Genomic DNA, 15,504 nt, shown 5'->3' on the forward strand with positions numbered 1-15,504 from the left:
GTCTCACCGGTTTCTCATCGGGACCGGCCAGAATGACCACCGCGCAGCACCCGACACGAGGAGCCCCATGGACGAGACCGCCGACCGCCCGGACTGGCGGGTCCTGGTCGTCGACGACGAACCGGACCTGGTCGAGGTGGTCTGCGGAGCCGTCCGCTACGAGGGCTGGCAGGCCCGCGGCGTGACCACCGGCCTGGCCGCCGTCGAGGCCGCCGCGGCCTGGCGGCCGCACGCCGTGGTGCTCGACGTGATGCTGCCCGACCTCGACGGCCTGGAGGTGCTGCGCCGCGTCCACGCCGGGCAGCCCGAGGTGCGGGTGCTCTTCCTGACCGCCCGGGACGCCGTCGAGGAACGGATCGCCGGCATCGCGGCCGGCGGCGACGACTACGTGACCAAGCCGTTCAGCCTGGCCGAGGTGGTGGTCCGGCTGCGCGGCCTGCTGCGCCGGGCCGCCCCGCCCGCCGCGGCCGGGCAGCCGCCGCCGCACGCGCTGGTGCTCGGCGACCTCGTGCTGGACGACCGGGCCCGCGAGGTCACCCGGGGCGGGGAGACGGTCGAGCTGAGCCCGACCGAGTACGCGCTGCTCGCCCACCTGATGCGCCATCCCCGGCAGGTGCTCAGCAAGTCGCAGATCCTGGACGCCGTCTGGTCGTACGACTTCGGCGGGCAGGCGCACATCGTGGAGCTGTACATCAGCTACCTGCGCAAGAAGGTGGACGCCGGCCGCAGCCCGATGATCCACACGGTGCGCGGCGCGGGGTACCTGATCAAGGCCGCGACATGAAGCCCCGCGCGGGGCGCTCCCGTCCACGGCCGGCCCGCCGCCCGGGCGGACGCCGTCCACGGTTGGCCCCCCGCACCCTGCGCGCCCGGCTGATCGCCGGCCTGCTGGTGCTGCTCGTCGCCACCTGCGCCGCCGTCGGCCTCGCCACCACCGCCGCGCTGCGCCACTTCCTGGTCGACCGCCTGGACCAGCAGCTCGCCGAGTCCGGCGGCCGCTACGCCGCGAGCCTGGAGCACACCGGCCACGGCGCCGGCCCCGACACCCGGGCCCAGACCCCCGGCACCCTCGGCGTACGGCTGCTGGGCGGACGGGTCACCGCCGCGGGCGTGGTCGACGGGGACGCCGACGACGTGGACGACCCCGGGAACGACGACGACCGGGTCGCCTTCGCCCCCGACCGGGAGCACGCCCTGGCCGCCCTGCCCGTCGACGGCCCGGCCCGCACCCTCGACCTCGGCCGGGCGCTCGGCCACTACCGGGTCCGCGCGGTCGCCGGGCGGGACGGCGACGTGCTGGTCAGCGGCCTGCCGCTGCGCCCGGCCGAGGACACAGTGGAGCGGCTGGAGAGCCTGGAACTCACCGTCTTCGCGATCTCCGTCGCCGCGGCGGGCGCGGCCGGGGCCGCCTGGGTCGGCTTCTCGCTGCGCCCGCTGCGGCGGGTGGTGGGCATGGCCGAGCGGGTCAGCGCGCTGCCGCTCGCCAGCGGCGAGGTGATGCTCGCCGAACGCGTGCCGGACGACGACCCGCGCACCGAGGTCGGCCGGGTCGGCGCCGCGCTCAACCGGATGCTCGGGCACGTCGGCGACGCGCTGGCGCGCCGGCACGCGGTGGAGGAGCGGCTGCGCGGCTTCGCCGCCGACGCCAGCCACGAGCTGCGCACCCCGGTCGCGGCGGTCCGCGGCCACGCCGAGCTGGCGCTGCGCCACCCCGGGCCGTTCCCGGCGCCGGTACGGCACTCGCTGGAGCGGATCGACGCCGAGGCGCTGCGGATGGGGGCGATCGTCGAGGACCTGCTGCTGCTCGCCCGGCTGGACGCCGGCCGCCCACTGGCCGAGGAGGAGGTGGACCTGACCCGGATCGCCCTCGACGCGGTGGCCGACGCCCGCGCCGCCGGGCCGGAGCACCGCTGGCGGCTCGCCCTGCCGGAGGAGCCGGTGCTGGTGCGCGGGGACGAGCACCGGTTGAGTCAGGTGGTGGCGAATCTGCTGGCCAACGCCCGGACCCACACCCCGCCCGGCAGCGAGGTCCGGCTCTGCCTCGAACGGACGGACGGTCAGGTGGAGTTGAGCGTCACGGACGACGGTCCGGGGATCGCGCCGGAGCTGGCCGACCGGGTCTTCGAGCGCTTCGTCCGGGGCGACCGGGCCCGCTCCCGCGCCACCGGCTCGACCGGGCTCGGTCTGGCGATCGTCCGGGCCGTGGTCGGGGCGCACGGCGGCACGGTGGCGGTGGCGAGCCGGCCCGGCCGCACCGTGTTCACCGTCCGGCTGCCGTGACGGTCACCGCCGTCGCTGGTGTCGTCGCCGTCGGTGCCGTGCCCGTCGCCGCCGTCGTACGGAAGCGCTGCCGGTAGTCGGTCGGCGTGGTGCCGAGGCGGCGGCGGAAGGCGCGCACCAGGGTGTCGACGGTGCCGAAGCCGCAGATGGTGGCGATGCGGTCGAGCGTCGCGTCGGTGGACTCCAGCCGGTGGCGGGCGAGTTCGACCCGGGCGGACTCGACGTAGGCGCTCGGGGTGGTGCCCAGCTCGGTCTTGAAGATCCGGGTCAACTGCCGTTCGCCGACGTGGGCGTGGGCCGCGAGGTCCGGGACGGTGAGCGGCCCGGCGAGATTGCGCAGGATGTGGTGGCGCAGCTCCTCGATCCGCCGGGTGGTCGACACGGGTTCCAGCGGGACGCTGAACTGGCTCTGGCCGCTGGGTCGTTTGAGGTACATGACGAGCTGGCGGGCGACCCGCAGGGCCAGCTCCTCGCCGAAGTCCTCGGCGACCAGCGCGAGCGACAGGTCCAGGCAGGCGCTGATGCCCGCACCCGTCCAGACCTCGCCCTCGCGGATGAAGATCGGGTCCGGATCGACCTCGACCTCCGGGTGCTCCTCGGCGAGCTGGCCGGCCGTGGACCAGTGGGTGGTGGCGCGCCGCCCGTCCAGCAGCCCGGCGGCGGCGAGCAGGTGCGCGCCGACGCAGACGCTGGCCACCCGGCGCGAGCGGGCGGCCAGCGTGCGGACCCGGTCGACCACCGCCGGGTCGGCGAGCGCGCGGACCCGGCGGTGGTCGTCCACCTCGACCGAGCCGGGCACCAGCAGGGTGTCGATCCGGCTCCGGGCGGCCTCGTCGAAGGTGAGGTCGGGCAGGATGCGCACGCCCGCCGCGGTGGTGACCGGCTCCGCCGTCTCGGCGGCGAGGACGACCCGGTAGCCGGTCGCGTCGCCGGTCTCCCGGCGGACCAGTGAGAACACCTCGGGCGGGCCGGTCACGTCGAGCAGGTCGACGCCCTCGAACAGCACGATGACGATCAGCCGTTGCGCAGCGGGTGCGGGCACCGCTTCCCTCCTCCTCGTCCCTGCTCGATGTCGGAATCTGCAGGTTAGACGACATTGCCGACATCCGAGCGCCGACCGTAGCGTTTTCAGGGCCGGCCGCACCCGCAGTGGCCCGCGAGATCCCCGACTCCCGACCGTGAAGGCGGTACCCCGTGCCCACCACGACCCTGCGCACCCTCAACGGCCTCGACGAGAAGCCCGCCGTGCTCGGCGACTCGACCCTGATCATGATCGACTACCAGAACACCTATGTGCGCGGCGTGATGGAACTGGCGGGCTGGCAGGAGGCGCTGGCCGCCGGCGCCGAGCTGCTCGCCCGGGCCCGGGAGGCCGGCGCCACCGTGATCCACGTGATCAACGACGGTGGCGAGGGCACCCCGTACGACATCCGGGCCGAGATCGGGCGGATCCACCCGAGCGTGGCCCCCGCCGAGGGCGAGCGGGTGGTGGTCAAGCAGGCCCCGGACGCCTTCGTCGGCACCGACCTGGGAGAACTGCTCGACGCGGCCGGCCACCGGGACGTCGTCGTCGCCGGATTCATGACCCACATGTGCGTCGCCTTCACCACGGCCGGCGCCTTCCTGCGCGGCAACCGCCCGACCGTCGTGGCCGCCGCCTGCGCCACCCGCCCGCTGGAGTCGGCCGGCACCGGGCTGACGGCCGCCCAGGTCCACCGCGCCGCGCTGGCGACGATCGGCGACCTGTACGGCGTGGTGGTGGAGTCCCCGGCCGACCTCGGCTGAGCCTCGGCCGGACCGCCCGCCGGACCGCCCGCCGGACCGCCCGCCGGACCGCCCGCCGGACCGCCCGCCGTGGCGGTCCACTGTGGTGGTCCGGGGCGTCGAGGGCGCCCGGAAACGCCACCGATCCGCCCCCGCCTCGTTGACCAGTCCGCGCACGGTGTCGGCGGAGGGCGGGGAACGGGCATGGCGGGGAACGGGGCGGCGGCCGTGGGCGGCCCGCCGGAGCTGGCGGAGTCGTACCGCGTCTGCGAGCAGGAGGTGGCCGACCACCAGGCCTCGCTGCGGGCGATCAGCGACACACTGCCGCCCGAGGTGCGGCCGTACTTCCACGCCGTCAACGGCTTCGCCTCCCGGTCCGACCGGATCGCCGACAATGCCCCTGACGCCGATATCCCTGACGCCGGCGCCCGCAACGCCCGGGCCCAGGCCGCCCCCGCCGAGCGGCTGCGCCGGTTCGCCCGCTGGCGGGCCGAGACCCTGGCCGAGCTGGCGGCCGGCCGCAGCGAGCACCCGCTGCGCCGGGCCTTCGTGGACACCGTGCGCCGGTGGGAGCTGGACCCGGCGCTGGTCGAGGAGTTCCTGGACGCCACCCAGGGCGACGGGGCCCACCCGCCGGTCTTCGAGACCCGTGCGGACCAGCGCCGCCACCTGCGCGGCGTCGCGGGGACGATCACCGAGCTGTGGGCCCCGCTGCTGGGGGCGCGGGGCCCGCGGGCGGCGGACGCGCTGTCCGCGCTGGGGGAGGCCTGCCAGCTGGCCGACATCCTGGAGGACCTCCCGCTCGACCTCGCGGCCGGCCGCTGCTACCTGCCGCAGCAGGAGCTGCGCCGGCTCGGCCTGACCGTCGGCGACCTCGGCCGACCCGATCCCCGGGGTCGCCACCGGGCCGCCCTGGACACACTGGTCGAGGGTCAGCAGGCGCAGCTGCACCGGCTGTTGGAGCAGGCGCTGCCCGTCACCTGGCTCGCCGCCCCCGGCTGCCGCCCGTTCCTGCACACCCTGCTGCTCGGCGCCCAGCTGCAGTACGACGAAGTGACCCTGGCGCGCTCGCGCGTCCTGTCCGAGGGCCTCACCCCGCTGAGCTCCGACGGCGCCACCCCCCGCCGTCGCGCCCGGCCCGTGGCCGCCGAGGGGGCGCCCGCCCACGTCGCCGTGATCATGGACGGCAACCGCCGCTGGGCCGAGGCCCGCCGACTGCCCGCCCGGCACGGCCACCAGGCGGGGCAGCGGGCCGCCCTGCGCCTGGTCAACGCGGCGCTGCGGCTGGGCATCCGCCACCTGAGCCTGTACGCGTTCTCCACCGAGAACTGGGACCGCCCGCCCGAGGAGCTGACCGCGCTGTTCGACTCGCTGGCCGACGGCCTGACCCGTGGCGCGGAGGGCCTGCACGCGCTCGGGGTGCGGATCCGGTGGTGCGGCCGGCGGGACCGGGTGGACGAGTCGCTGGCCTCCGCGATCGCGCTGGTGGAGAGCATGACGTCCAACAACGGCACGCTGACCCTGACGGTCTGCGTGGACTACGGCGGACGGGAGGAACTGGCCGCCGCGGCCCGGGGCCTGGCCGCCGAGGTGGCGGCCGGGGGGATCCGCCCGGAGGCGATCGGCCCGGCCGACCTCGCCCGGCACCTGTACCTTCCGGACCTCCCGGACGTCGACCTGCTGATCCGCACCTCGGGGGAGCAGCGGATCAGCAACTTCCTGCCCTGGCAACTCGCCTACGCCGAGCTGCTGTTCGACCCCACGCCGTGGCCCGACTACGACCTGGCCCGGCTGCGCGGGGCCGTCCGCGCCTACGCGGCCCGCGAGCGCCGCTTCGGCGGGGGCGTGCCCGCCCAGTCCCGGCAGTCGCAGCAACCCGGGCCGCCGGGGCCGTCCGGGCCGTCGCAGCACTCGGGGCCGTTGGGGCCGTCCGCGCCGTCCCAACGGTCCCAGCAGTCCCGGAAGCCCCCTACGAGTGCTGCTCCTGCGCCGCCGCCGGGGGAGGAGGGGTGTACGTTCCCTGGGCCGTGACGTACGCCAGCACCGTGTCCACGGTCACGGGGTGCGCGCCGAAGTTCGCGGTGTACGTGTCCACCGCCTCCTGGGTGGGGCGCAGCGGCACCCCGGTGAGCCGGACCTTGATCGGGTGCCCGGCCGGTACCGGATCGGCAGTCAGCTTGCCCTCCGTGAGGCCGCAGCGGAAGGCCGAGCGGTGCCCCATCTCCGCCCCGCCGACCTCGCACCGGCCGGAACCCAGGCCGTCCTTGATCGCGCCGGCCAGGTTCACCACCCGGTAATCGCCCCGGGAGGTGCGGACGGACACCCCGCCGTCCAGTGCCCCGTCGCCGTGCGCCTTCGGCGGGTTCGCGAGGGACGGGTCGCCCACGGCCGAGCGGATCGGCAGGTGGACGGCCGGGCCGTGGCGGTCCATCACCATGCGGGCCGGGGCGACGACGTCCACCATCGCGTGGAAGCGGTCCAGCTGGGCCTGCGCCTCCGGGGTCCAGCGCACCTCGACCCAGCCGTTGGAGAGCGTTCCCAGGTTTCCGGAGCGGTCGGTGCCGCCGTCGACGGCACCGGCCGCCGTCCCGGTGAGCCACCCCAGTAGCGGGGCGCCCAGCGCCGCGCCCAGCAGCGAACGCCGCGTCGTGCTCATCGTCCCGAACCGTCCTTCCCGGGCCGTCCAGCACGGCCCTGGGACGGATCATCCGTCCACCGACCGTCTCCGAGGGCATTCCGGAGAACGAAACCACTCGCACGGGGGGAGTGGGACGCAGCCACGGGTGGTCCGTTCGGGAACATGAGCCCCCCGGGACGGCTGCCCGCCGGGTGTCCGCGCCGGGCCGTCCCGGCCGTTCGCGTACCCCCGCCGTACCGCTCCCACCCCGAGTTGAACGTGTTCAAAGTCGTGCGCCATGATGAGGAGGCGCGAGAACACCCCGCCGCGGCCTGCGGCGGAAAGCGGTCCCGTGCTGCCCCGTCACGCTCCGAACCCCCTCACCCGACCCCGGAGTCGACCGTGCGACACCTGCTGCAACGCCACCCCTTCGCGATGCGCACCCACTTCGCGCACTCGCTCGTCCTCACCTACGCCCTGCCGCCCCGGCTGCTCGCCCCGCTGGTGCCGCCCGGCCTCGCCCTCGACACCTACACCGACCCCGACGGCACCGAGCACGGCTTCGTCGCCGCCGCCGTCGTGGACACCCGGGCACTGCGCCCGGCCGCGCTGCCCGCCCGCCTCGGCCGGGACTTCATCCTGACCGGCTACCGGGTCTTCACCCGCTTCCCGACCCCCGGCGGCCGCACCATGCGCGGCCTGCGCATCCTGCGCTCGGACACCGACAGCCGGATGATGGCGCTCGGCGGCAACGCCTTCTCCCGCTACCACTACCGGCACGCCCGGATCGGCACCCGGGTGGTCGGCGACACCCTGGAGTTCAAGGTGGTCAGCGGCGACGGCCGCGCCGACCTGCACGTGCGCGCCGACCTCGGCGGCGCCCCCGCCGCCCTCCCGCCGGACAGCCCGTTCGCGGACGCCCGGGCCGCGCGGCGCTTCGCCGGCCCGCTGCCCTACACCTTCGAGTACGAGCCGCAGACCCGCTCGATGATCGTGGTCAAGGCCACCCGCGCCCACTGGGACCCGGTCCCGGTGGCCGTCGAGGTGCCCCGGCTCACCTTCTTCGACCACGGCCCGCTGGCCGGCAGCCGGCCCCTGCTCGCCAACGCCTTCCACGTCGCCGGCCTCGACTACGGCTGGCACGCCGGAGAGCGCCGCCACCTCACCGGAGCCGCCCGATGACCGCCCCCGCCCCGGCCGGGCCCGGCCCGTCCGCCGCCCGCCCGTCCGCCGTCCGCCCGTTCGCCGCCCGCCCGTTCGCCGCCTGCTCCGCCGTCCTGTGCCCGTCCACGGCCCGGACCGACGGCCCCCGCCCGTCCGGTGTGCGCGAGGTCGTCCGCTACAACTGGCCGATGTACGCCGCCGGCGCGCTCACCGTCGCCGTCGGCGGGGCGCTGGCCGGCCGGCTGCCGGGCCCCGCCGCCGGGCTCGCCCGGGCGGCCGCCGCCACCGCCGCCGGCTACCTCGCCGTCAGCACCCTCGCCACCTGGTGCGTCTACGACCGCTCCGCACTCCACCGCTACGACTGGCTGCCGGAGCTGCTGCCCGACGGCCCCGGCGACCACCTGGTGATCAGCACCGGCCTGGACGAGGCCAGCCGCCCGATCGCCGCCCGCCACCCCGGTGCCCGCGGACGGCTCGCCGACCTGTACGACCCCGCGCTGACCGCGAGCGGCTCGATCCGCCGCGCCCGCCGCCACGCCCCGCCCGCCCCCGGCGGCATCCCGGCCCGCCCGGACGCCCTGCCCGCCGCGACCGGCGCCCTGGACACGGTGTTCGCCGTCTTCGCCGCCCACGAGCTGCGCCGGCCCGCCGACCGCACCGCCCTGTTCGCCGAGGCCGCCCGCGGCCTGCGCCCCGGCGGCACCCTGCTGCTGGTCGAGCACCTGCGGGACGCCGCCAACACCGCCGTCTACGGTCCCGGCGCCTGGCACTTCCTGCCCCGCGCCACCTGGCTGCGGCACGCCGCCGAGGCGGGCCTGCACCCGGCCGTCGAGCGCCGGATCGCCGGCCTGGTCACCGCCTTCGCCTTCCGGAAGGTCTCGTCATGACCGGGCTGGTCACCCTGGAGGCCCAGCTGCGCCTGGTCGGTGCCGCCCTCGTGACCCTCGGCCTGGTCCACGCGGTGCTGCCCCGTGCCATCGGCTGGCCCGCCGACCTGTCCGGCACCACCCTGCTGACCCGGCAGGTCTCCTACGCCCACCTCTTCTTCATCGGCCTGGCCTGCGCCCTGCTCGGCCTGCTCCCGCTCTGCCTGGCCCCCGACCTGCTGGCGGGCGGCCGGCTCGGCACCGCCCTGCTGGCGGGCCAGACCCTCTTCTGGGGCCTGCGCTGGCTCTTCGAGTTCGCCTACTTCTCGCCCCGGCTGTGGCGCGGAGACCGCCTGCGCACCGTCGCCCACCTCGGTCTCTGCGTGCTGTGGACCTGGGTGACGGCGGTCTTCGCCGGAGCCCTCTGGCACACGGTCTAGGATCAGTCGCGACCCCAGGAGCCCACACACCCCTCAAGGATCATGCGGTGACCGTTGCTTTCCCCCGTGCTCGCGCCGTGCGGTCGGCCCTGTCGGCCGGCGTCGTCCTGCTGGCGGCCACCTCCTGCTCCGGTTCGTCCGACGCGGCGCTGACCAGCGCCCAGGCCAAGCAGAAGACCGACCAGTACTTCTCCGAGACCTTCCTCGCCTTCCCGAAGCCGATCTCGCCGGTGGTGGACCGCGACGGCGAGGAGCAGTGCTTCAAGAAGGGCGCCCCCTCGGAGCCGGACGGCCGGGTGAAGGCCGTCACCTACCGCTTCCTGCGGGACATTCCGGCCGATCACCACGACACGATCTTCGACGCCTTCCGCGGCCACCTCGTCGTGGCCGGGTTCCGGGTCACCGACAGCAGGCCCGGTGTGATCGTCCTCACCAACCCGGACAACGGCTTCAAGGCCTCCGTCTCGGACGGCGACAACTGGCCGGCCACGCTGAAGGTCGGTTTCGAGTCCCCCTGCGTCTCGCCCGACGGGGCCAAGGCGGCCACCGGCTGAGCACCCCGGCACCTCCTCGCCCGGGCGGACCGCTTTCGCGGGCCGCGCCGGCCGCCGGCCCGGACGGGCAGCCCGCTCCGCCGCTCCGCGGGGCCCGTCCCGTCAGACGTTCGCCGGCAGGGCCGGCGCGCGGCGCGGCTGGGGCGGGAGGGCGAGGGTGAGGGCCTCGCGGGAGGCGGTCGGGAGGGCGAGGGCGGAAGCGGTCTCGGCGGGGAGCGGCTGGAGGCCGAGCAGCGCGGTGGTCAGCCGGGTGGTGGCGCGGTGCCAGTCGGGGATCCGCCGGAGCATGGCGTGGCCGCTGCCGGTGACGGTGTATCCGCAGACCCTGGCGCCCGCGGCGCGGCTGCGGGCGGCGAAGGCGCGGGTGTCGGCGGGCGGGGTGACGGTGTCGCGGTCGCCGTGCAGCATCAGCACGTCGCGTCCGGCGAGCTGCTCGCACGGGTCCTCGGCCGGGCACCACGGTGCGAGGGCGACCAGGCCGGTGACGGACGGGTGCCCGCCGGCCCGGAGCGCGGCGCGCCCGCCCATCGAGTGGCCGACCAGCACCGTCGGCACCGGCCCGAGCAGCGCGGTCAGTTCGTCGAGCGCGGCGGTCGCGTCCTGGGCGGCGTCGGCCCGTTCGCCGTTCCAGCCGCGGTGGCGGTAGCGGACGGTCCCGATGGCGACGCCGGCGTCCGCGGTCGCCCTGGTGAGCCCGCGCAGGAAGCCGTGCATCCGCAGCAGCGGGAGGTTGAGGCGTCCGGGCCGGGAGAAGTTGTGCTCCTCGCCGCCGTGCAGCACCAGGACGGCGGCCCGGGCCGCGTCCGGCCGGACCTGCCAGTGCAGCGCCCGGTGGTCCACCGCGCGCTCCGCCGCCGTACCGCTCACTGCCGCACCGTCCCGTCCGTCCCGCCCGTGGCCCGTCCCCCCCGGACCGCCACTGTACGCGTGCGGACGGCCGGACCGTTCACCCGAGGGAACCATCCCGGACACCGGGCGCGCGCGGCCGGAGCGGGCGCCTGCTATTCACGAAGGGTGGGGGGCCGCAAGCGCCCGCTCGTGGCGCCGTGTCACCGAGTGGAGGACTCCGTGGCTCAGCAGCTCGCTCTGTCCGTCGACTTCGGGTCGGGTTTCACCCAGGCCTGGTCCAAGATCGCCAAGGTCATCCCGCAGTTCATCGCCTTCCTGGTGATCCTGTTCATCGGCTGGGTCGTGGCCAAGGCGATCGCCAAGCTCCTCGACCGGGTGATGCGCAGGCTCGGCTCGGAACGGGTCGCCGAGCGGTCGGGGATGGCCGCCCGGCTGGCCGGCTCCAAGTACGACATGACCGGCATCGTCTGCAAGGTCGTCTACTACATCGTCCTGCTGATGGCCCTGCAGCTGGCGTTCGGAGTCTTCGGCCCGAACCCGATCAGCGTGATGATCCACAGCATCGTCGCCTGGCTGCCCAGGGCCATCGTCGCCGTCGTGATCCTGGTGGTCGCGATGGCCATCGCCAACGGCGTGCGGGACATCGTGGGCAACTCGCTGTCCGGAGCCTCGTACGGCCGGGTGGTCGCCACCACGGTCTGGGCGTTCATCGTCGGCCTCGGTGTGATCGCCGCGCTGGGCCAGGTCGGGATCGCCACCGCGATCACGACCCCGGTGCTGATCGCCGTGCTCGCCACCATCGCCGGCGTGCTGGTGGTCGGCGTCGGCGGCGGCCTGATCCTGCCGATGCGCCAGCGCTGGGAGCGGTGGCTGGACGGCGCCGAACGGGAGACCGCCCGGCTGCGCGGCACTGCCTACCAGGCCGGCCGCTCCGACGCGCTGTCCAACCAGCCGGTCCGGCCGACCACCCAGACCGGTCCGGGCACCCCGCCCGCGCCGGGCATCGAGGGCGACCAGAACCGGTAGCCGCCGCCACCGCCGGTCGCCGGGCAGGGCCCGCCGGGGCTCAGACCTCCAGCAGGCCCTGCTCCCGCACCAGCCAGCAGATCGCGGTGAGCCGCATGACGGCGTAGTCGTAGCCGACCGGCTCCCGCCAGCCGATCTCGTCGAGCGCGTCGACGAAGCCCAGCGCGTAGTCCGACAACTCCTCACGGTCCAGGGGCCGGGGCGCCAGCTCCGGTCCCTGCGCGTACAGCAGTTCCCGCAGCATCGCCGCGTGCTGGTCGACCGCCGCGACGAAACCGGGCTCGAAGGCGAACTCGGCCAGGCGGGGCGTGAAGGCCGTCACGATGCCGGGCAGCGGACAGCCGGCCGGCTCGTCGGGGGAGCGCCGGAAGGAATCGTCGGAGGTGGCGAACATCCGTCCACGTTAGGCGAGCCCCGGAGCCGGAACGGACGCCCGTGACGGTTCCGTGCTGAGACCTTGGCCACCCCGCCCGCGCCACCGCCCGCCGCGGCGACGGTCCGTGTCCCGTCCGGTTCGCTCTGCCGATCACGGGGTGCTCCGTACCAGAATGGCCGGCATGGATCTCCGCATCTTCACCGAACCCCAGCAGGGCGCGAGCTACGACACCCTCCTCAAGGTGGCCCGCACCGCCGAGGAACTCGGGGCCTTCAGCGCCTTCTTCCGCTCCGACCACTACCTGAAGATGGGCGACGTCGACGGCCTGCCCGGGCCCACCGACGCCTGGATCACCCTGGCCGGCCTCGCCCGCGACACCAGCACCATCCGCCTGGGCACGCTGATGACCGCCGCCACCTTCCGGCTGCCGGGCGTCACCGCGATCCAGGTCGCCCAGGTGGACGCGATGAGCGGCGGCCGGGTCGAGTTCGGCCTCGGCGCCGGCTGGTACGAGGCCGAGCACACCGCGTACGGCATCCCCTTCCCGAAGGAGAAGTTCGGTCGGCTGGAGGAGCAGCTGGCGATCATCACCGGGCTGTGGCGGACCAAGCTCGGCGACACCTTCGACTTCGCGGGCGAGTACTACACGCTGACCGACTCGCCCGCGCTGCCCAAGCCCGTCCAGGAGCACGTCCCGGTGCTGGTCGGCGGGCACGGCCCCCGGCGGACCCCGGCCCTGGCCGCCCGCTTCGCCGACGAGTTCAACCTGCCGTTCGCCTCGGTGGACGACACCGCCGCCCAGTTCGGCCGGGTCCGCGCCGCTGTCGAGCACGCCGGGCGCGCGGCCGGCGACCTGGTCTACTCCAGCGCCCTGGTCGCCTGCGTCGGCCGGGACGACGCCGAGGTCGCCCGCCGGGCCGCCGTGATCGGCCGCGACGTCGACGAGCTCAAGGAGAACGGGCTGGCCGGCACCCCGGACGAGGTCGTCGAGAAGATCGGCCGGTACGCGGCCGTCGGCAGCGAGCGGATCTACCTCCAGATCCTCGACCTGGACGACCTCGACCACCTGGAGCTGATCGCCTCCCGGATCGCCCCGCAGCTCGCCTGAGGCACGCCCGGGGCCCGTCGGCGGTCCGAACGCCCGGCGGCCCGGGCCCGGCCGGGGTCGTCCGTACCCGCCCCGACCTCCGCCCTTTACTCGTTCTTGGGAATGCGCCATGCTCCTTGGACGGGAACGGCGGGGGGAGACCGGGTGAGCGGGACGAGAACGGTGCGGACGGCGGCGGCGCCGAGGGTGCCGCCGCCGCGCACCGCCGGGGAGCGCGTCGTCCTGCCCGCGCCGCACGACCCGCCCGCCCGGCACGAGCTGCGCGGGCCCGGGCCGGCGGTCCTGCGCTACCCCGCCGGGGACCTGCTGGTCGTCACCGGCCTGCCCGGCAGCGGCAAGAGCACCCTGATGCGCCGCTGCGTCCGCGCCCCGCTGATCGACTCCCAGCTGGTCCGCGAGGAGTACGCGGCCAGGCTGCCCGGCCGCCTGCCGTACGCGCTCTACCGCCCGCTGGCCCGGCTCGCCCACTACCGGCGGCTGCGCCGTGCCGTCCTGGACGGCGGGCCGCTCGCCGTGCACGACTGCGGCACCCAGCCCTGGGTGCGGGCCTGGCTGGTCCGCGCCGCCGCCCGGCAGGGCCGCCGGGTGCACCTGCTGCTGCTCGACGCCGACCCGGCCGAGGCCCTGGACGGGCAGCGGCGGCGCCGGCGCGGCGTCTCGCGCTACGCCTTCGCCCGGCACCTGGCCGCGGTCGCCCGGCTGCGCCACCGGATCCTGGAGGCCGGCCGGTTGCCGGCCGGCTGTGCGTCGGCCGTGGTACTCGACCGGGCCGCCGCGCGCGCCCTGCGGGAGATCGACTTCACGGCGTCGTAGTCTCGGCGAGTCCGCGCCGGGCGCCGGCGGGTCCGGCCGGAGCAGGCCCGGCACGCGGCCGAGACCACGTCAACTCCCCCGTCAGGAGCGCTGATGCGCCGTACTGCCCGGGTGCGCTCGCGTGCCCCCCGCCTGTTCCCCTGCGCCGCCGCGCTGGTCGCCGCGGCCGGCCTGAGCCAGTTCGCCGCTCCGGCCGCACACCGCGCCACCGCGGCTCCGGCCGCCGCGGTGGCCGGGTGCGCGGACGACGGCGCCGATGCGGCCGATGCCGCCGGGGAGGCCGGTGCCGCCGCCCGGCGGCCCGCCGGCAGCCGGCCGGGCGGGGACCCGAACGCGGTCGGCGCCGGGCAGGCCCGGGCGATGCAGGCCGATCTCGACCGGCGGCTCGCCGAACTGGGCGCCGGCCGGCGCCGGGCCACTACCCCGACCACCGTCCCGGTGTTCTTCCACGTGATCCACGACGGCGCCGCCGGACGGCTGGACCAGGCCGCCGTCACCGGCCAGATCGACCACCTCAACGAGAGCTACGGCGGCCGGGGGCAGAACAACGTCGCGAGCCCGTTCCACTTCGAGCTGGTCGGCGCCGACTGGACCGACAACGCGTCCTGGTACACCGGCATGACCCCGGGCTCGCCGGCCGAGCAGAACATGAAGACCGCCCTGCGCAAGGGCGACCAGGGCGTCCTCAACCTCTACACGGCCCGCCTCGGCGACTCCCTGCTCGGCTGGTCGACGTTCCCGGACGCGTACCGGACGAACCCGACCGACGACGGTGTGGTGGTGCTCGACGCCTCCCTGCCCGGCGGCGCCGCCACCCACTACGACGAGGGCGACACCGCGACCCACGAGATCGGCCACTGGCTCGGCCTCTTCCACACCTTCCAGGGCGGCTGCCGGGCCCCGGGCGACTACGTGGACGACACCCCGCCCGAGCGCACCGCCGCCTCCGGCTGCCCCGAGGGCCGCGACACCTGCGCCGGCCCCGGGCTCGACCCGATCCACAACTTCATGGACTACAGCTACGACTCCTGCATGACCGGGTTCACTCGGGGGCAGGTCCAGCGGATGGCCAACGCCTGGGCCGCCTACCGGAGTTGAGCGGCGGCGGCGCGGGCAGGGCGGTGCGGCAGGACGGCACGGGGCTCAGCAGAACACCACCAGGTAGAGCAGCGTCCGGCCGCCGGAGGCGCGGAACTCGTAGGCCAGGTGCTCCAGCTCGCAGGCCTCCCGCCAGGCGGCCGGACGCTCCTCGGGGGTGAGCAGGGCGGGCACGAAGACGCCCGGGGAGACCTCCTCCAGCTCGCCCCGCAGACCCAGCGTCATCTCGTCCGCGTCGACCGCCAGCCGCTTCGCCAGCCGCCGGTCCACCGGGCCGCGGGCCAGCCGCCAGTAGCGCCCCCCGGCGTCCACGAAGCCGCCCGACGCGAGCGGGTCGGCGAGATCCCAGTACTCGCGCTCCTCCTTCGGGGGCAGGGCGGCCAGGACGTCGGCGAAGCCGCCCGTACGGCGGCGGGGCTTGCTCGGCATCCGGGCATCCTCCCAGGCCCGGAACCCCGGCCGCGATCGAATTGAATGCGGTGGGTCGCTTTCGGCGTGGCAATACCGAGCGTTTGTCCGATTTGATCTATGTTCAGAGGGTCGGGACCG

At 75.6% G+C, this 15,504-nt stretch carries 17 protein-coding genes; 12 read left to right on the top strand and 5 right to left on the bottom strand.

Going from position 1 to position 15,504, the window contains the following annotated elements; translation table 11 throughout:
• The first annotated feature begins 67 nt into the window (after window positions 1-67).
• Window positions 68-784, top strand: coding sequence for a response regulator transcription factor (locus ACFVVA_RS27365; protein ID WP_387693476.1), 717 nt, complete (start codon window positions 68-70; stop codon window positions 782-784).
• Entirely contained in the window at window positions 781-2,280 is a 1,500-nt protein-coding gene (locus ACFVVA_RS27370; protein WP_387693477.1) for a sensor histidine kinase, read from the top strand. The genes ACFVVA_RS27365 and ACFVVA_RS27370 overlap by 4 nt, the downstream gene beginning before the upstream one ends.
• Here ACFVVA_RS27370 and ACFVVA_RS27375 read toward each other — a convergent pair.
• Window positions 2,261-3,322, bottom strand: a complete 1,062-nt coding sequence (locus ACFVVA_RS27375) for a GlxA family transcriptional regulator (protein ID WP_387693478.1) — start codon at window positions 3,320-3,322, stop codon at window positions 2,261-2,263. The genes ACFVVA_RS27370 and ACFVVA_RS27375 overlap by 20 nt on opposite strands.
• Before the next feature lie 152 nt (window positions 3,323-3,474).
• Here ACFVVA_RS27375 and ACFVVA_RS27380 point away from each other — a divergent pair, with 152 nt between their 5' ends.
• The gene (locus ACFVVA_RS27380) at window positions 3,475-4,065 is read left to right on the top strand and encodes an isochorismatase family protein (protein WP_387693479.1); all 591 of its coding nucleotides are present in this window, start codon (window positions 3,475-3,477) and stop codon (window positions 4,063-4,065) included.
• Window positions 4,066-4,248: 183 nt separating this feature from the next.
• On the top strand, window positions 4,249-6,075 hold the full coding sequence (gene uppS, locus ACFVVA_RS27385; protein WP_387693480.1) for a polyprenyl diphosphate synthase: 1,827 nt from the start codon (window positions 4,249-4,251) through the stop codon (window positions 6,073-6,075).
• On the opposite strand, the gene ACFVVA_RS27390 is transcribed toward uppS, so the two are convergent.
• On the bottom strand, window positions 6,014-6,700 hold the full coding sequence (locus ACFVVA_RS27390; protein WP_387693481.1) for a hypothetical protein: 687 nt from the start codon (window positions 6,698-6,700) through the stop codon (window positions 6,014-6,016). The two genes, uppS and ACFVVA_RS27390, sit on opposite strands and share 62 nt — an antisense overlap.
• Before the next feature lie 363 nt (window positions 6,701-7,063).
• Between ACFVVA_RS27390 and ACFVVA_RS27395 the strand changes: the two genes are divergently transcribed.
• From ACFVVA_RS27395 to ACFVVA_RS27410, 4 genes are read left to right on the top strand one after another with little or no spacing between them, the layout of a single operon-like run.
• Window positions 7,064-7,843: a DUF2071 domain-containing protein gene (locus tag ACFVVA_RS27395; protein ID WP_387693482.1), complete on the top strand. Its 780-nt coding sequence runs from the start codon at window positions 7,064-7,066 to the stop codon at window positions 7,841-7,843.
• Window positions 7,840-8,712, top strand: a complete 873-nt coding sequence (locus ACFVVA_RS27400) for a class I SAM-dependent methyltransferase (RefSeq protein WP_387693483.1) — start codon at window positions 7,840-7,842, stop codon at window positions 8,710-8,712. The genes ACFVVA_RS27395 and ACFVVA_RS27400 overlap by 4 nt, the downstream gene beginning before the upstream one ends.
• Complete coding sequence (locus ACFVVA_RS27405) at window positions 8,709-9,131, top strand: hypothetical protein (RefSeq protein ID WP_380551336.1); 423 nt, start codon at window positions 8,709-8,711, stop codon at window positions 9,129-9,131. Before ACFVVA_RS27400 ends, ACFVVA_RS27405 begins: the two co-directional genes overlap by 4 nt.
• Window positions 9,132-9,178: 47 nt before the next feature.
• Window positions 9,179-9,685: a hypothetical protein gene (locus ACFVVA_RS27410; protein WP_387693484.1), complete on the top strand. Its 507-nt coding sequence runs from the start codon at window positions 9,179-9,181 to the stop codon at window positions 9,683-9,685.
• A gap of 102 nt (window positions 9,686-9,787) precedes the next feature.
• Here ACFVVA_RS27410 and ACFVVA_RS27415 read toward each other — a convergent pair whose 3' ends face one another.
• Window positions 9,788-10,552 carry an alpha/beta hydrolase gene (locus tag ACFVVA_RS27415; protein WP_387693485.1) on the bottom strand — a complete coding sequence of 255 codons (765 nt, stop codon included), beginning with the start codon at window positions 10,550-10,552 and terminating at the stop codon, window positions 9,788-9,790.
• A gap of 201 nt (window positions 10,553-10,753) precedes the next feature.
• Here ACFVVA_RS27415 and ACFVVA_RS27420 point away from each other — a divergent pair, with 201 nt between their 5' ends.
• Window positions 10,754-11,560 (top strand): hypothetical protein, encoded by an 807-nt coding sequence (locus ACFVVA_RS27420; RefSeq protein ID WP_387693486.1) that lies wholly within the window; start codon window positions 10,754-10,756, stop codon window positions 11,558-11,560.
• A 40-nt stretch (window positions 11,561-11,600) separates the two neighbouring features.
• Here ACFVVA_RS27420 and ACFVVA_RS27425 read toward each other — a convergent pair whose 3' ends face one another.
• Window positions 11,601-11,954, bottom strand: coding sequence for a DUF6401 family natural product biosynthesis protein (locus ACFVVA_RS27425; protein ID WP_359910813.1), 354 nt, complete (start codon window positions 11,952-11,954; stop codon window positions 11,601-11,603).
• A 163-nt stretch (window positions 11,955-12,117) separates the two neighbouring features.
• Here ACFVVA_RS27425 and ACFVVA_RS27430 point away from each other — a divergent pair, with 163 nt between their 5' ends.
• From ACFVVA_RS27430 to ACFVVA_RS27440, 3 genes are all read left to right on the top strand, one after another.
• Window positions 12,118-13,044 (top strand): LLM class F420-dependent oxidoreductase, encoded by a 927-nt coding sequence (locus ACFVVA_RS27430; protein ID WP_387693487.1) that lies wholly within the window; start codon window positions 12,118-12,120, stop codon window positions 13,042-13,044.
• 144 nt (window positions 13,045-13,188) lie between these two features.
• Window positions 13,189-13,857, top strand: a complete 669-nt coding sequence (locus ACFVVA_RS27435) for an AAA family ATPase (protein WP_387693488.1) — start codon at window positions 13,189-13,191, stop codon at window positions 13,855-13,857.
• 93 nt (window positions 13,858-13,950) lie between these two features.
• Window positions 13,951-14,955 (top strand): zinc metalloprotease, encoded by a 1,005-nt coding sequence (locus ACFVVA_RS27440; RefSeq protein ID WP_387693489.1) that lies wholly within the window; start codon window positions 13,951-13,953, stop codon window positions 14,953-14,955.
• Window positions 14,956-15,000: 45 nt separating this feature from the next.
• Here the strand turns inward: ACFVVA_RS27440 and ACFVVA_RS27445 are convergent, their stop codons facing one another.
• A complete protein-coding gene (locus ACFVVA_RS27445; protein ID WP_387693490.1) occupies window positions 15,001-15,384 on the bottom strand; it encodes a hypothetical protein in 384 nt (127 codons plus the stop codon).
• Between the last annotated feature and the right edge of the window lie 120 nt (window positions 15,385-15,504).

It is taken from the genome of Kitasatospora sp. NPDC058048, from assembly GCF_042885555.1.
Taxonomy (GTDB): Bacteria; Actinomycetota; Actinomycetes; order Streptomycetales; family Streptomycetaceae; genus Kitasatospora; species Kitasatospora lactacystinica.

Bases quoted from the DNA above. Each gene is read 5' to 3' on its own strand.
- ACFVVA_RS27365 (WP_387693476.1), top strand. From the start codon at position 68: ATGGACGAGACCGCCGACCGCCCGGACTGGCGGGTCCTGGTCGTCGAC.
- ACFVVA_RS27370 (WP_387693477.1), top strand. From the start codon at position 781: ATGAAGCCCCGCGCGGGGCGCTCCCGTCCACGGCCGGCCCGCCGCCCG.
- uppS (WP_387693480.1), top strand. From the start codon at position 4,249: ATGGCGGGGAACGGGGCGGCGGCCGTGGGCGGCCCGCCGGAGCTGGCG.
- ACFVVA_RS27390 (WP_387693481.1), bottom strand. From the start codon at position 6,700: ATGAGCACGACGCGGCGTTCGCTGCTGGGCGCGGCGCTGGGCGCCCCG.
- ACFVVA_RS27400 (WP_387693483.1), top strand. From the start codon at position 7,840: ATGACCGCCCCCGCCCCGGCCGGGCCCGGCCCGTCCGCCGCCCGCCCG.
- ACFVVA_RS27405 (WP_380551336.1), top strand. From the start codon at position 8,709: ATGACCGGGCTGGTCACCCTGGAGGCCCAGCTGCGCCTGGTCGGTGCC.
- ACFVVA_RS27425 (WP_359910813.1), bottom strand. From the start codon at position 11,954: ATGTTCGCCACCTCCGACGATTCCTTCCGGCGCTCCCCCGACGAGCCG.
- ACFVVA_RS27430 (WP_387693487.1), top strand. From the start codon at position 12,118: ATGGATCTCCGCATCTTCACCGAACCCCAGCAGGGCGCGAGCTACGAC.
- ACFVVA_RS27440 (WP_387693489.1), top strand. From the start codon at position 13,951: ATGCGCCGTACTGCCCGGGTGCGCTCGCGTGCCCCCCGCCTGTTCCCC.
- ACFVVA_RS27445 (WP_387693490.1), bottom strand. From the start codon at position 15,384: ATGCCGAGCAAGCCCCGCCGCCGTACGGGCGGCTTCGCCGACGTCCTG.